The 12,622-nt window shown below is 73.9% G+C and carries 13 protein-coding genes; 8 read left to right on the top strand and 5 right to left on the bottom strand.

Features of this window, described 5'->3' with window-relative positions:
* Positions 1–72: 72 nt before the first annotated feature.
* Both ABD976_RS00210 and ABD976_RS00205 read right to left on the bottom strand, forming a co-directional pair.
* Positions 73–654, bottom strand: a complete 582-nt coding sequence (locus ABD976_RS00210; protein ID WP_345355096.1) for a rhodanese-like domain-containing protein — start codon at positions 652–654, stop codon at positions 73–75.
* A gap of 137 nt (positions 655–791) precedes the next feature.
* Positions 792–1,583 carry a carbon-nitrogen hydrolase family protein gene (locus tag ABD976_RS00205; RefSeq protein WP_345355093.1) on the bottom strand — a complete coding sequence of 264 codons (792 nt, stop codon included), beginning with the start codon at positions 1,581–1,583 and terminating at the stop codon, positions 792–794.
* Positions 1,584–1,651: 68 nt separating this feature from the next.
* Here ABD976_RS00205 and ABD976_RS00200 point away from each other — a divergent pair, with 68 nt between their 5' ends.
* Positions 1,652–2,275 carry a GntR family transcriptional regulator gene (locus ABD976_RS00200; RefSeq protein ID WP_345355090.1) on the top strand — a complete coding sequence of 208 codons (624 nt, stop codon included), beginning with the start codon at positions 1,652–1,654 and terminating at the stop codon, positions 2,273–2,275.
* A gap of 297 nt (positions 2,276–2,572) precedes the next feature.
* Here ABD976_RS00200 and ABD976_RS00195 read toward each other — a convergent pair whose 3' ends face one another.
* Complete coding sequence (locus tag ABD976_RS00195; protein WP_345355087.1) at positions 2,573–3,895, bottom strand: MFS transporter; 1,323 nt, start codon at positions 3,893–3,895, stop codon at positions 2,573–2,575.
* Positions 3,896–3,966: 71 nt separating this feature from the next.
* On the opposite strand from ABD976_RS00195, the gene ABD976_RS00190 reads away from it, so the two are divergent.
* The 7 genes from ABD976_RS00190 (at position 3,967) to ABD976_RS00160 (ending at position 10,192) form a co-directional block, all read left to right on the top strand.
* The gene (locus ABD976_RS00190) at positions 3,967–4,644 is read left to right on the top strand and encodes a DUF2848 domain-containing protein (RefSeq protein ID WP_345355084.1); all 678 of its coding nucleotides are present in this window, start codon (positions 3,967–3,969) and stop codon (positions 4,642–4,644) included.
* Positions 4,645–4,895: 251 nt separating this feature from the next.
* Positions 4,896–6,491, top strand: a complete 1,596-nt coding sequence (locus ABD976_RS00185) for an ABC transporter substrate-binding protein (protein WP_345355081.1) — start codon at positions 4,896–4,898, stop codon at positions 6,489–6,491.
* A complete protein-coding gene (locus tag ABD976_RS00180) occupies positions 6,488–7,483 on the top strand; it encodes an ABC transporter permease (RefSeq protein ID WP_345355078.1) in 996 nt (331 codons plus the stop codon). The genes ABD976_RS00185 and ABD976_RS00180 overlap by 4 nt, the downstream gene beginning before the upstream one ends.
* Positions 7,476–8,378, top strand: coding sequence for an ABC transporter permease (locus ABD976_RS00175; RefSeq protein ID WP_345355074.1), 903 nt, complete (start codon positions 7,476–7,478; stop codon positions 8,376–8,378). Before ABD976_RS00180 ends, ABD976_RS00175 begins: the two co-directional genes overlap by 8 nt.
* Positions 8,366–9,352, top strand: coding sequence for an ABC transporter ATP-binding protein (locus ABD976_RS00170; protein ID WP_345355071.1), 987 nt, complete (start codon positions 8,366–8,368; stop codon positions 9,350–9,352). Before ABD976_RS00175 ends, ABD976_RS00170 begins: the two co-directional genes overlap by 13 nt.
* A complete protein-coding gene (locus ABD976_RS00165; RefSeq protein ID WP_345355068.1) occupies positions 9,346–9,990 on the top strand; it encodes an ABC transporter ATP-binding protein in 645 nt (214 codons plus the stop codon). Before ABD976_RS00170 ends, ABD976_RS00165 begins: the two co-directional genes overlap by 7 nt.
* Positions 9,991–10,033: 43 nt before the next feature.
* A complete protein-coding gene (locus ABD976_RS00160) occupies positions 10,034–10,192 on the top strand; it encodes a hypothetical protein (RefSeq protein ID WP_345355065.1) in 159 nt (52 codons plus the stop codon).
* Between the two features lie 388 nt (positions 10,193–10,580).
* On the opposite strand, the gene ABD976_RS00155 is transcribed toward ABD976_RS00160, so the two are convergent.
* Both ABD976_RS00155 and ABD976_RS00150 read right to left on the bottom strand, forming a co-directional pair.
* Positions 10,581–11,861 carry a hemolysin family protein gene (locus ABD976_RS00155; protein ID WP_345355062.1) on the bottom strand — a complete coding sequence of 427 codons (1,281 nt, stop codon included), beginning with the start codon at positions 11,859–11,861 and terminating at the stop codon, positions 10,581–10,583.
* 62 nt (positions 11,862–11,923) lie between these two features.
* Positions 11,924–12,619 (bottom strand): YqeB family protein, encoded by a 696-nt coding sequence (locus ABD976_RS00150; RefSeq protein WP_345355059.1) that lies wholly within the window; start codon positions 12,617–12,619, stop codon positions 11,924–11,926.
* Positions 12,620–12,622 lie beyond the last annotated feature (3 nt).

Here is a 12,622-nt window from a genome sequence, read left to right as displayed (position 1 = left end):
AATCGAATTGCGCCTGTTCGGAGCAAGGCCGCACCGCGCCGCCGGGGCGGGGCCCGGCGGCGCGGTCGGTGCTCAGGAGCCGAGCGGCGCCTCGGCGGCGGTCAGGGCGCGGAGCTGGACCGCCGGGTCCTGGCGCGGACCCCGGTTGTGCGGGAGCTTGCCCAGCAGCGCGGCCATCGCGCAGGTGTTGCTCAGCGCCGCGAAGGTCAGCCCGCCGCCGATCGCGGCGGCGAGCCACTTCAGCTTCGGGACGAACACGCTGCCGAGCACCCCGGTCAGCACCAGGGAACCCGCGACCAGCCGCACCTGGCGCTCCATCGCCCAGGTGCCGGTGCCCTGCTCCAGCGGGGCGCCGTCGCCCTCCCAGGCGGTGACCCCGCCGCCGAGCACCCGCCGGTCGGTCAGCCCGGACTCGGCCAGCAGCGCGTCGGCCTGCTCGGCGCGGGCGCCGGAGGCGCAGACCAGCACGACCGGGTCGGAGTGCTCGGCGCGCAGCGTCGGCCCGGATTCGCGCAGCACCTCCAGCGGCACGTTGTGCGAGCCGGGGATGTGCGCGGCGGCGAACTCGCCCGGGGTCCGCACGTCGATCAACCGGGTGGTCGGCCGGGTGCGGAGCAGTTCCGTGAGCCGGGAGGTGTCCACGGTGCTGGTCATGGGGGTTCCCTTCCGTCGGGGCGGTGCCGTGCTACCTCGAAGGTACCCCCGGGGGTATATCGGAAGGGTGACGTGGTGAGGAACCCCATCCGCCCGGCGGCACGGCGCGGCGAGGCACCGCCGGGCGGGAGGAGCTCTCAGAACCGGCGGTTGGCCAGCACCGGAACGGCCGCCCGCGCCTGGTCCACCGACTCCCGGTCGACGTCCACGACCAGCACGTCCGGGGCGTCGCCGAGCTGCGCCCGCACCTCGCCCAGCGGGGAGGCCAGCAGGCTGTAGCCGATGCCGGTCGGCGCCTTGCCGCTGGGCTCCCGGCCGACGCTGCGCGGATCGGCCTGGCCGCAGGCCACCACCCACGAGGTCGAGTCCAGCGCGCGGGCCCGCGCGAGCAGCTCCCACTGGTCCCGCTTGCCCTCGCCCGCACCCCACGAGGCGGCCGTGACGATCACCGAGGCGCCGCTTTCGGCCAGCGCGGTGTAGAGCCCGGGGAAGCGGATGTCGTAGCAGGTCGCCAGGCCGATCGAGGTGCCGTCCAGCTCGACGATCACCGGCTCGGCGCCGGGCGCCACGGTGCGCGACTCGGCGAAGCCGAACGCGTCGAACAGGTGCACCTTGTCGTAGCTGGTGTCCAGGCCGCGCCCGGTGACCAGCAGGGTGTTGGTGACCCGGCCGTCGGCGCTGGGGGTGAACATCCCGGCGACCACCGCGATGCCCGCCTCGTCGGCCAGCCGCCGGACCTCGGTGGCCCACGGCCCGTCCAGCGGCTCGGCGACCGGGCCCAGCTTGATCCCGAAGCAGGCCATCGTCGCCTCCGGGAACACCGCCAGTTCGGCGCCCGCCTCCGCGGCCCGGCGCACGCCGTCGGCCACGAGCTCCAGGTTCGCCTCGGGATCCGGGCCCGACACGATCTGGCACAACGCAATCCGCATGACGCTTCCGCCTTTCTCAACCCGATATGATGTCTGTATACCAGTGATATGCGATGGGGGGACTCCGCGTGCGGTCCGGACGGCAGCTCGCCTACGACTACCTGAAGGACACCGTCCTCAGCGACCCCTCGATGCAGGGGCAGTTCGTCAACGAGCAGACCCTGGCCGACGAGATCGGGGTTTCCCGCACGCCCATCCGCGAAGCCCTGCTGCTGCTGGCCGCCGAGGAACTCGTGCAGCTGGTGCCCAAGCGCGGCGCCTACGTCGCCCCGATCAGCGGCCGGGAGATCCGCGAACTCTTCGAACTCCGCGGCGTGGTGGAGTGCTACGCCGCGACCCGGGCCGTCGAGCTCGACGAGGTCCCGCTGGAGACGATGCGCGCGGAGCTGGCCGCCCAAGCTGCCGTCGACGGCGACCGGGCCCGCGAGTTCATCGAGCACGACCACCGGTTCCACGCCGCCCTGGTGCGCGCCGTCGGCAACGACATGCTCACCAAGACCTACGAAGGACTGCGCGCCCGCCAGGTGCGCGCCGGGGTCGAGGCGCTGCTCGGCTCCGACGACCGCAAGCAGGCCGTGCTCGCCGAGCACCAGGCCATCGTGGACGCGCTGGCGGCTCGCGACGCCGCGGCGGCTACCGCGGCCATAGAAATACACCTGAAAGCAACCCGCCAAGTTCTTCTTACGGCTTGAGTGTTGTGGTCCCTTTGGTGCGCGGTGCGGGTGGCGGGACCTCAGCGGTCTTCTCGTCGGGAAGAGGTGTGGTGGTCGCGTTGGTGCGGTGCGGGTGGCGGAACCTCAGCGGCCTTCTCGCTCCGGGCGCCCTTCCTCATGTACCAAACACGTACACAGCGTCAGGGCGTCCTCGCGAGAAGACCGCTGAGAACCCGCGGCGGTGCCAGTTGCGTGCGTGGGGTAAGGCGGAAGCGGCTTCGCCGCTTGCCTGACGGTGGTTGGGTTTCGCGCGTGCGTGGGCATGCCGCTTTGGGGTCAGGGTTGGGCGGGGGCGGTGGTGGTGCGGTGCGCGCCGTCGTCGTGCGGGAGCGGTGAGCGGCCCAGCGCGAGGCCGATCAGCGTCAGGCCGCAGGCCGCCGCGAGGTAGCAGGCCGGGGCGACCCAGGTGCCGAACGCCGCGAACAGCGAGGTGAACAGCAGCGGGGCCAGCGCACCGCCGATCACGCCGGCCAGCGTGTAGGCCAGCGACGCCCCGGTGGAGCGCAGGGCCGGGCTGAACTGCTCGGCGACGAAGGCGGCCTGCGGCCCGTACATCAGCGCGTGCCAGAACAGCCCGACGACCACCCCGGTGACCAGCATCGGCACCGACCCGCCGCCGACCGCCGGGAAGAACACGAACGGCCACAGCCCGGCGCCGATCGCCCCGACCGCGTAGAGCCGCCTGCGCCCCCAGCGGTCCGAGAGCGCACCGGCCAGCGGGATCAGGCCCAGTTGCAGCGTCGAGCCGACCATCACCCCGAGCACCGCCAGCCCGTCCGGCAGGCCGAGGGTCTGCGTGGCGTAGGTGAGCACGAAGACGGTGAACAGCGCGTAGAGCACGTCCGGTCCGACCCGGCTGAGGATCGCGGCCACCAGCGCGCGGGGTTCGCGGGTGAAGACCTCGCGCAGCGGGGCGGCGGCCCGGGTGCCGGAGCGCTGGAGCTCCTGGAAGACCGGCGTCTCCTCCAGCTTCACCCGGATCCACAGGCCGAACAGCACGAGCACGCCGGAGAGCAGGAACGCCACCCGCCATCCCCAGGACAGGAACTGCTCCCGGGACAGCGTGGCCGCCAGCGCCGCGAGCACCCCGTTGGCCATCAGGTTCCCGGCGGGCGGGCCGATCTGCGCCGCCGAGGCCCAGAAGCCGCGCCGCTCGGGACTGCCGTACTCGCTGGACAGCAGCACCGCGCCGCCCCACTCGCCGCCGATGCCCACGCCCTGCGCGAAGCGCAGCACCACCAGCAGCAGCGCGCCCAGCGCGCCGACCTGGTCGTGCGTCGGCAGCAGTCCGATCAGGACGGTGGCGATCCCGGTGACCAGCAAGGTGATCACCAGCACCTGCTTGCGGCCGAGGGTGTCGCCGAGCCGGCCGAAGACGAATCCGCCGAGGGGCCGGGACAGGTAGCCCACCGCGTAGGTGGAGAAGGCCAGCAGGGTGCCGGACAACGGGTCGTGGCTCGGGAAGAACAGCTGCCCGAAGACCAGCGCCGAGGCCACCGAGTAGGCGGCGAAGTCGTACCACTCCAGCGACGTTCCGCTCAGCGCGGCGGTGAACGCCTTGATCAGGTCCTTGCGGGGCGGGGCGGGTGCTCGGGTCATCGGTGCTTCCTCGTCGTGGTGCGTGTAATACTGGAGGTATACAACACGTATGCGGATTTGGGGAGGGTGCGATGTCACCACTTCGTTTCGGAGTCGGCGACGAGGTCGTGGAGGTGGCCGTCACCGCGGCGCTCAACGCCGGGTACGCCGGGCGCAGCCAGCAGGACGTGGCCGCGCACGTGGCCGAGCTCGCCGAACTGGGCGTCCCGGCGCCGACCCGGACCCCGTGCCTCTACCCGGTGGCGCCGTACCTGGCGATGCAGACCGACGAGGTGCCGGTGCAGCACGGCCGCACCTCCGGGGAGGCGGAGTGGGCGCTGGTGGTCACCGGGCCCGAGGAGCGCGACGTGCTGCTCACCGCCGCCTGCGACCACACCGACCGGGACCTGGAGGTGCACGGCGTGGCCTGGAGCAAGCAGGCCGGACCGGACGTCCTCGGTGACCGCGCCTGGCGGCTGGTCGACGTCGCCGACCGGATCGACCGGCTCACCCTGACGGCGTGGGCCGACGGCGCGCCGATCCAGCGGGGCACCCTCGCCGAGCTGCTCGACCCCGGGTACTGGCTGGCCGACCTGCGCGAGCGCGACCTGCTGCGGCCGGGCGTGGTGCTGCTGTCCGGCACGATCCCGATGCTGCCCGGCGTGGACCAGTTCGCCGACCGCTGGCGCGTCGAGCTCGGCGACCCCGACACCGGCGACACCCTCGCCTGCGACTACGCGGTCCGGCGCATGCCCGACCCGGTCGCCTGACCCCGGCGCATCACCCGTTCGGAACGTGAGTGAGGGGCACCCTTGCCCAAGTAACTCGGACAAGGGTGCCCCTCACCTCGAACCGGACCACCCGTTCGGGGGCTGGGGGAGGGGCACCTTCAGCCGGCTAGCTCGGACAAGGGTGCCCCTCACTCGGGGAAGGCCGCACCGGTCCGGTCGGGGGTGGGTGTGTCGGGCGCGGCGGCGGCTTCTTATTGAAAGCTAGTTGCAGTTGCACTTATGGTCCAGTAGTGCTGAATCGTCGTGCTGTTCTCCTCGCCGGGCCCGCCGTGCTGGGTCTGCTCGCGTCCGGGTGCGCCGCGCCGACCCCGGCGGGCGGCTCGGGCTCCGATCCCCGCTCGATGCTGCTGGCCGACGGCTACGAGCCGGAGAGCCTGAACCCGCTGCTGGGCTACGGGCTGGAAGGCGCGTCCAAGTTCTACGACGGGCTGCTCGCCTTCGACGGCCGGTCCGAGCTGCGACCGGCGCTGGCCGCCGCGCCGCCGCGGCCGAGCCCGGACGCGCGGAGCTGGACGGTGACCCTCCGCGAGGGCGTCCGGTTCCACGACGGCACCCCGTTCGACGCCGAGGACGTGGTGGCGACCTACCGGGCCGCCACCGACCCGGCCTACGCGTCCACGGTCGGCTCCGACTACGCGATGGTCGAGCGGGTGAGCGCGCTGGACCCGCGCACCGTGCGCTTCGACCTCGCCTACCCCTACTCGGCGTTCCCCGCCCGGATGGTGCTGGGCATCGTGCCGAGCGAGGCGCTGGCCGAGCCCGCGCCGCTGGCGGAGTCCCCGCTGAACACCCGGCCCGTCGGCACCGGCCCCTACGAGCTGGTCGAATGGCGCCGCGGCGACCAGATGACCTGGCGGGCCAACGAGGACTACTGGGGCGGCGCACCCGCGATCAAGGACGTCACGGTGGCCTTCGCCGAGGACGACAACACCCGGGCGCAGCGGCTGCGCTCCGGCGAGTTCGACGGCACGGTGCTGCCCCCGGTGCTCGCCGAGAGCGTCGGCCGGGACGGCTACCGCACCGTCTACCACGAGACCGCCGACTACCGGGCCATCGCGCTGCCCAACGACCACCCGGTCACCGGTGATCCGGCGGTGCGCGAGGCGCTGAACCTCGCGGTCAACCGGCAGGGCATGATCGACGCGCTGCTCGGCGGGCACGGCACCCCGGCGCACACCCCCATCCCGGGATCGATGGCCGAGGAGCACGAGCCCGCGGCGACCTTCCCCTTCGACCCGGACCGCGCCGCCCGGATCCTCGACGAGGCCGGGTGGCGGGCCGGTCCCGACGGCGTGCGGCAGCGCGGCGGGCAGCGGGCCGAGTTCACCGTGATGTACTTCGCCGACGACAGCCTGCGCGAGGACCTCGCCCGCGCCTTCGCCTCCGACGCCGCGGCGATCGGCGTCCACGTCGAACTCGCCGGGGTGGACCGGGCCGCGGTGCCCGCCCGGCTGGACACCGACGGCATCGTGCTCGGCGGCGGCAACCCGGTGGACGCCGACCCGCAGAGCTACGACAGCCTGCACTCCTCGGCGATCGGCACCGGCACGTACAACAACCCCGGCAAGTACCGCAACGCCGAGGTGGACGCCGCGCTCGACGCCGCCCGCCGGTCCACCGACCCGGCCGAGCGCGCCGCGCACTACCGCACCGTCCAGCGCGCCTACGTCGAGGACCCGGGCCTGGTGTACCTGACCTTCATCGACCACGCCTACGTGATGCGCGAGGGCGTCTGGGACGGCTACCGGCCGGTCGTCGAGCCGCACACCCACGGCACCACGTGGGGACCGTGGTGGAACCTCCAGGACTGGAAGCCCGCCGCATGAGCGCACCGGCGGTGACCCGGCGGGCCGCGGTCGGCCGGTTGGTGCTGCGCCGGCTCGGCTTCGCCGTCCCGGTCGTCGTGGTCGTGGCGTTCGGCGTGTTCCTGCTCGCCGCCGCCTCCCCGTTCGACCCGGTCCACCAGTACTTCGGGGTGCAGCTCTACAGCGCCTCGGCCGCCGACGTGGCCCGGGTCCGCGCCGAGCTGGGCCTGGACGAGCCGGTGCTGGCGCAGTTCTGGAACTGGGTGACCGGGGTGCTCGGCGGCGACCTCGGGGTGTCCCGCTCGTTCCGGCAGCCGGTGGCCCAGGTGGTCGCCGAGCGGCTGCCCTGGACGATCCTGCTGGCCGCCACCGGCCTGCTGCTCGCGGTGCTGCTGGCCTTGGTGCTGGGCACCGCCGCCGCGTGGCGGCAGGGCGGCTGGCTGGACCGGGCGGTCACCGCGCTGGGGCACGCGATGGAGGGTGTGCCGCCGTTCGTGCTCGCGCTGCTGTCCATCGCGGTGTTCTCGCTGGGCCTGGGGTGGCTGCCGGTGGCCGGGCTGACCGACGCGGGCAGCGCCGTCACGGTCGGCCAGGTCGTCGAGCACCTGCTGCTGCCCGCCCTGGTGCTGGGCGTGTCGCAGACGCCGTGGCTGGTGCTGCACGTGCGGCAGTCGATGCTCACCGCGCTCGCCGAGGACCACGTGACCGGCGCGCGGGCCCGCGGCCTCGGGGAGCGGGTGGTGGTGCTCAAGCACGCGCTGCCCACCGCGCTGCTGCCGTTCGTGGCGCTGCTCGGCGCCCGCATCCCGGAGCTGGTCACCGGGGCGGTGCTGGTGGAGGAGGTCTTCTCCTGGCCCGGGTTGGCCGCCGCGGTGGTCACCGCCGCGACGGCCGTGGACTACCCGCTGCTGGCGATCATCACCTTGGTCGCCACCCTCGCGGTGCTGCTCGGCTCGCTGCTGGCCGACATCGCCGCGCTGCTGCTGGACCCGAGGGTGAGCGTCGATGGCTGAGCCGCTGGTGGATCCCGGACCGTGGCGCCCGGCGGGGCGCGCTCGCGCGGGCACGCCGCGCGGCCGGGCGGTGGGGCTGCGCCTGGCCGCCCGCCGGATCGGCGGCCCCGCCCTGCTCGGCCTGCTGGTGCTCGGCGCGATCGCGGTGCCCGCGCTGGCCGGGGATGCCTCGGTGCGCTACGACCAGGTGCGGCTGCCGCCCTCCCCGGCGCACCCGTTCGGCACCGACACCGGCGGGCGCGACCTGTTCGCCCAGTCCTTCGCCGGACTGCGGGTCTCGCTGCTGGTGGCGGCGTTGTGCGCGGTGGTGTCGGCGGTGCTCGGCGCGCTGGTCGGCGCGGTGGCCGGGTCGCTGGGCGGCTGGACCGACCGGCTGCTGATGCGGCTGGTGGACACCGTCAACGCGGTCCCGCACCTGCTGCTGGGGATCGTGATCGTGGCGCTGTACCGCGGCTCGCTGGTCGCGGTGATCCTCTCCATCGCGGCGACGCACTGGACGACGGTGGCCCGCATCGTGCGCACCGAGGTGCTCTCGCTGCGGCGCCGCCCGCACGTGGACGCGGCCATCGCGGGCGGGTCGTCGCGGTGGCGGGTGCTGCACCGGCACCTGCTGCCCGCGATCGTGCCGCAGGCCGCGCTGTCGGCGGTGCTGCTGGTGCCGCACGCGGTCTGGCACGAGACCGCGCTGAGCTTCCTGGGACTGGGCCTGCCCCCGCACCTGGCCAGCATCGGCACCCTGCTCGGCGACGGGCGGGAGGCCGTGCTGCTCGGCGCGTGGTGGATGGTGCTGTTCCCGTCGCTGCTGCTGGTCCTGACCACCCTCGCCGTGTCCGGGGTGGCCGCCACCTGGCGCGACCGGGTGGTGCCGAGGAGACGATCGGAGTGGGCGCTGTGACGATCACGAGCGGGGTGACCACCGAACCGCTGCTGGAGCTGGACCGGTTGTCGGTGCGCTTCGCGCTGGGCGGCGGGCGCGGCGAGGTGCGCGCGGTCAGCGACGCCTCGCTGCGGCTGCGGCCCGGCCGGGTGCTGGCGCTGGTGGGCGAATCGGGGTGCGGCAAGTCGGTGCTGGCCTCGGCGCTGCTGGGGCTGCTGCCGGGCAACGCGCGGGTGCGCGGGGCGGCGCGGCTCGCCGACGGCACCGAACTGCTCGCCGCGCCGGAACGGGTGCTGTCCCGGCGGGTCCGGGGCCGGCTGCTGGGCCTGGTCCCGCAGTCGGCGAGCACCCACCTGACCCCGGTGCGCACCGCCCGCGCGCAGCTCGCCGAGGTGCTGCGGGCGCTGCGCCCGGACTCGGGGCCGGACGCGGCCGACGCGCTCGCGGAGGAGGTCGGGCTGCGCCCGGCCGACCTCGACCGCTACCCGCACGAGCTCTCGGGCGGGATGGCGCAGCGGGTCGCGGTGGCGCTGGCGCTGGCCGGTGATCCGCCGGTGGTGCTGGCCGACGAGCCGACCACCGGGCTGGACCGACCGCTGGTGCACCGCACCCTCGACCTGCTCGCCGCCGCCACCGACGAGCAGCGCGCGGTGCTGCTGATCACCCACGACCTCGCCGCGGCCCGCCGGGTCGCCACCGACGTGGCGGTGATGTACGCCAGCCGGATCGTCGAGTCCGGACCCGCCGAGGAGGTCTTCGCCGACCCGTGGCACCCCTACACCGCGGGGTTGCTCGGCGCGCTGCCCGGCGGCGGGTTCCGGCCGATCCCCGGCCACCCGCCGGTGCTCACCGAGCTGGACCGCCTGGAGGAGGAATGGGGCTGCGCGTTCTGCCACCGCTGCCCGGACGTGCCCGGCTTCGCCCCCTGCACGGGGAACCCGGAGCTCCTCGACCTCGGCGACCGGTCGGTCGCCGCGCACCCGCCGTGCTGAGCGGCACCGACCTGGTCGCCGGGTACCGGAAGGGCGAACCCGTGCTCGACGGGGTGAACCTGGAGGTCCCGCCGGGGACCGTGGTCGGGCTCGCGGGCCCGAGCGGCTGCGGCAAGTCCACCCTGGCGCGTGTGCTGGCGCTGCTCCAGCAGCCGTGGTCCGGCCGGGTGGTCCTCGACGGCGAGCCGGTCCACCGGTTCCGGCACGCCACGCCGCGCGCCCAGCGCACCGCGGTGGGCGTGGTGTTCCAGCACCCGCGCCCGGCGGTGGACCAGCGCTTCACGCTGCGCCAGGTCGTCGCCGAGCCGCTGCGCGCCACCGGGCGGCCGGACGCCGTCGACGCGCTGGCCGAGGAGGTCGGGCTGACCCCCGAGCTGCTGACCCGCCGTCCGCACGAGGTCAGCGACGGCCAGCTCCAGCGGGCGTGCCTGGCCCGCGCGCTGGCGCTGGAGCCCCGCTACCTGGTCTGCGACGAGATGACCGCCATGCTCGACGCCTCCACCACGGCCGCCCTGGTGCGGGTGGTCGACCGCCGGGTGCGCGAGGACGGCACCGGCGTGCTGGCGATCAGCCACGACGAGGAATTGCTCGACCACTGGGCCGCGCACGTCGTCCCACTCGGTACTGGTTCGATATGACATCGTGTCGGGGACCGATCAACGATGAGCATGGGAGTCGACGATGAGCGAGGGCGAAGGCACCACGTTCATGCAGTGGCGCGAGCGCGCGCAGAACGAGGTGCGCGAGGACCGGCCGAAGATGCGTGCGGTGCTGGTGACGGCTGCCGTCGTGGTCGTGGTCGGCATCGTGGTCGGCGCGCTGTTCTTGGCACTGGGCTGACGCGGGGGAGCGGCGGGCCCCCGCCCGCCGCTCGTCAGCACGCCGTCCCCGGACGTCAGGCGACCACGCACGCGCCAAACGGAACCACCGTCAGGCAAGCGGCGTCGCACCGGGCAAGCCACCGCAACCACCGTCAGGCAAGCGGCGAAAGCCGCTTCCGCACTACCCCACCCTCGCAACTGGCACCGCCGCGGGTTCTCAGCGGTCTTCTCGCGAGGACGCCCTGACGCTGTGTACGTGGTTGGTACATGAGGAAGGGCGCCCGGAGCGAGAAGGCCGCTGAGGTTCCGCCACCCGCACCGCACCAACGCGACCACCACACCTCTTCCCGACGAGAAGGCCGCTGAGGTCCCGCCACTGGCACCGCCACGCAAAAGGACCACAGCACTCACAGCCGCGTCACCTGAAGGCGGGCTACTCTGTGTCCTTCCATCCTTTTCACCGTGAACCGGTGGCCCAGCGCCTCCAGCGTCTCGCCCTCCGCGGGCACCCGGCCCAGGCCGTTCACCACGAACCCGGCCACCGTGTCGTAGGGGCCCTCCGGCAGCGTGATGCCGGTCTGGTCGACGAAGTCGCCGCGGTGCAGCAGGCCGTCGACCTCGTAGCTGCCGTCCGGTCCCGGTCGCACCGGGGCGGCGCTGGGGTCGTACTCGTCCCAGATGTCGCCGACGACCTCCTCCACGACGTCCTCCACGGTGACGATCCCCGCGGTGCCGCCGTATTCGTCGACGACCACGACCAGGTGCCCGCCGCGCCGCCGCATCTGGGACAACGCCGCCAGCACCGGTTTGCTGGCGGGCAGCGCGATCACCGGCCGGGCCAGGTCGCCGACCTTGCGCACGCCGCGCGGGTTGTCGTGGCCGGTGGTGAGCAGGTCGCGGACGTGGATGAAGCCGATCACGTCGTCGGCGGTGTCCCGGACCACCGGGTAGCGGGAGTGCGGCTTGTCGGCGACCTCGGCGATGGCGTCCGGCAGCGTCATCGACAGGTCCAGGAAGTCGACCTCGGTGCGCGGCACCATGATCTCGCCGAGCACCCGGTCACCGGCCTCGAAGGCGTCGGTGAGCAGCCTGCGCTCCTCCACGGTGAGCTGCTCGTTGGTGCGCACCATGTCGCGCAGCTCCTCCTGGCTGACCGCCTCCCCGCTCTCCCGCGGGTCCATGCCGATCAGCCGCACCACCGCGTTGGTGGACTTGGACAGCAGCCAGATCAGCGGGCGGAACAGCGTCGCCAGCCAGTCCAGCACCCCGGCGGTGACCAGCGCGACGCCCTCGGACTTCTGCAGCGCCAGCCGCTTGGGCGCCAGTTCGCCGAACACCAGCGACAGGTAGGAGACGAACAGCGTCACCAGCAGCAGCGCCACCGTCGCGGCCAGCCCGACCGGCAGGCCCCAGCCGGTCAGCACCGGTTCGACGCGCACCGCGATGGTCGCGCCGCCGTAGCTGGAGGCGAAGAAGCCCGCGAAGGTCACGCCGATCTGCACCGCGGACAGGAACCGGTTGGAATCCGCCCGCAGCCGCGCCACCCGCCCTCCCCGCTTCGAGCTGTCCGCCAGCCGCCGCACCTGGCCTTCGCGCAGCGACACCAGGGCGATCTCGGCCGCGGCGAAGTACCCGCCGACCAGGACGAACACCAGGACCAGGGCCAGGTTCCAGAACACGCCATCCACCCGGCGGATTCTCCCACCGCCGACGGTGATCGGCGGAGCGTCGCGCCCGGCCGGTCACGCGATCAGCCCAGCTCGGCCCACCGCCACCGCTGCTGCTTGCGCTCGTCGCGGACCACCACGCCGCGCTCGGCCAGCTCGGCCCGCAGCCGCGCGGCCTCCTTGCGGTCGCGGCGGCGCAGGGCGCGGGCCCGCTCGGCGAACAGGGCGTTGATCCGCAGCCCCAGCTCGGGTTCGTCGGGTTCCCACGGCCGGTAGCGGGCGCGGTGCGGATCACCGCCGTGCCACGGGAAGCCGTGCCGCCGCAGCGCCGCCGCCAGCTCGCGGCGGTCCAGCCCGGTGCGCTGCCGGACCAGCTCGGCGCCGGACTCGTCGAGCAGCACCAGCTCCTTGCCCTCGACGAACACGGCACCGACCTCGCCGCGCCGGAAGGTCCGCTCGGTGCGGTCGCGGGCGAGCACCAGCCGGTCCGGGGCCACTTCGGCGCTGATCCGCTCCTGGGACCACAGCCCGGCGAAGCCCAGGCCGATCACCGCGCCCACCGCCAGCGAGGCGGTCAGGCCCCACGGCTCGGGGATGTCGGCGACGAGCACGAACACGCCCTGGAACGGCGCCCAGGACAACCCGGCCACCCAGTCCGAGACAAGCTTCACGACGAACAGCACCGCCGCGCCCAGCAGCGGCCCGACCAGCCACGAGCCGACCCGCACCACCGCCGGTTCGGCGACGGTGGACGTTCCGGTGGCGGGTTCGGCGGACATGCC

Origin of the sequence: Saccharopolyspora cebuensis, assembly GCF_039542665.1 — a bacterium.
GTDB lineage: Bacteria > Actinomycetota > Actinomycetes > Mycobacteriales > Pseudonocardiaceae > Saccharopolyspora > Saccharopolyspora cebuensis.
Note: the sequence above shows the minus strand (reverse complement) of the source record. Positions and strands in the feature narration are given on the sequence as shown.

What these genes read in the sequence shown, in the direction of transcription:
- ABD976_RS00190 (WP_345355084.1), top strand. Translation starts at nt 3,967, where the DNA reads ATGTCACCACTTCGTTTCGGAGTCGGCGACGAGGTCGTGGAGGTGGCC.
- ABD976_RS00210 (WP_345355096.1), bottom strand. Translation starts at nt 654, where the DNA reads ATGACCAGCACCGTGGACACCTCCCGGCTCACGGAACTGCTCCGCACC.
- ABD976_RS00180 (WP_345355078.1), top strand. Translation starts at nt 6,488, where the DNA reads ATGAGCGCACCGGCGGTGACCCGGCGGGCCGCGGTCGGCCGGTTGGTG.
- ABD976_RS00195 (WP_345355087.1), bottom strand. Translation starts at nt 3,895, where the DNA reads ATGACCCGAGCACCCGCCCCGCCCCGCAAGGACCTGATCAAGGCGTTC.
- ABD976_RS00160 (WP_345355065.1), top strand. Translation starts at nt 10,034, where the DNA reads ATGAGCGAGGGCGAAGGCACCACGTTCATGCAGTGGCGCGAGCGCGCG.
- ABD976_RS00175 (WP_345355074.1), top strand. Translation starts at nt 7,476, where the DNA reads ATGGCTGAGCCGCTGGTGGATCCCGGACCGTGGCGCCCGGCGGGGCGC.
- ABD976_RS00150 (WP_345355059.1), bottom strand. Translation starts at nt 12,619, where the DNA reads ATGTCCGCCGAACCCGCCACCGGAACGTCCACCGTCGCCGAACCGGCG.
- ABD976_RS00205 (WP_345355093.1), bottom strand. Translation starts at nt 1,583, where the DNA reads ATGCGGATTGCGTTGTGCCAGATCGTGTCGGGCCCGGATCCCGAGGCG.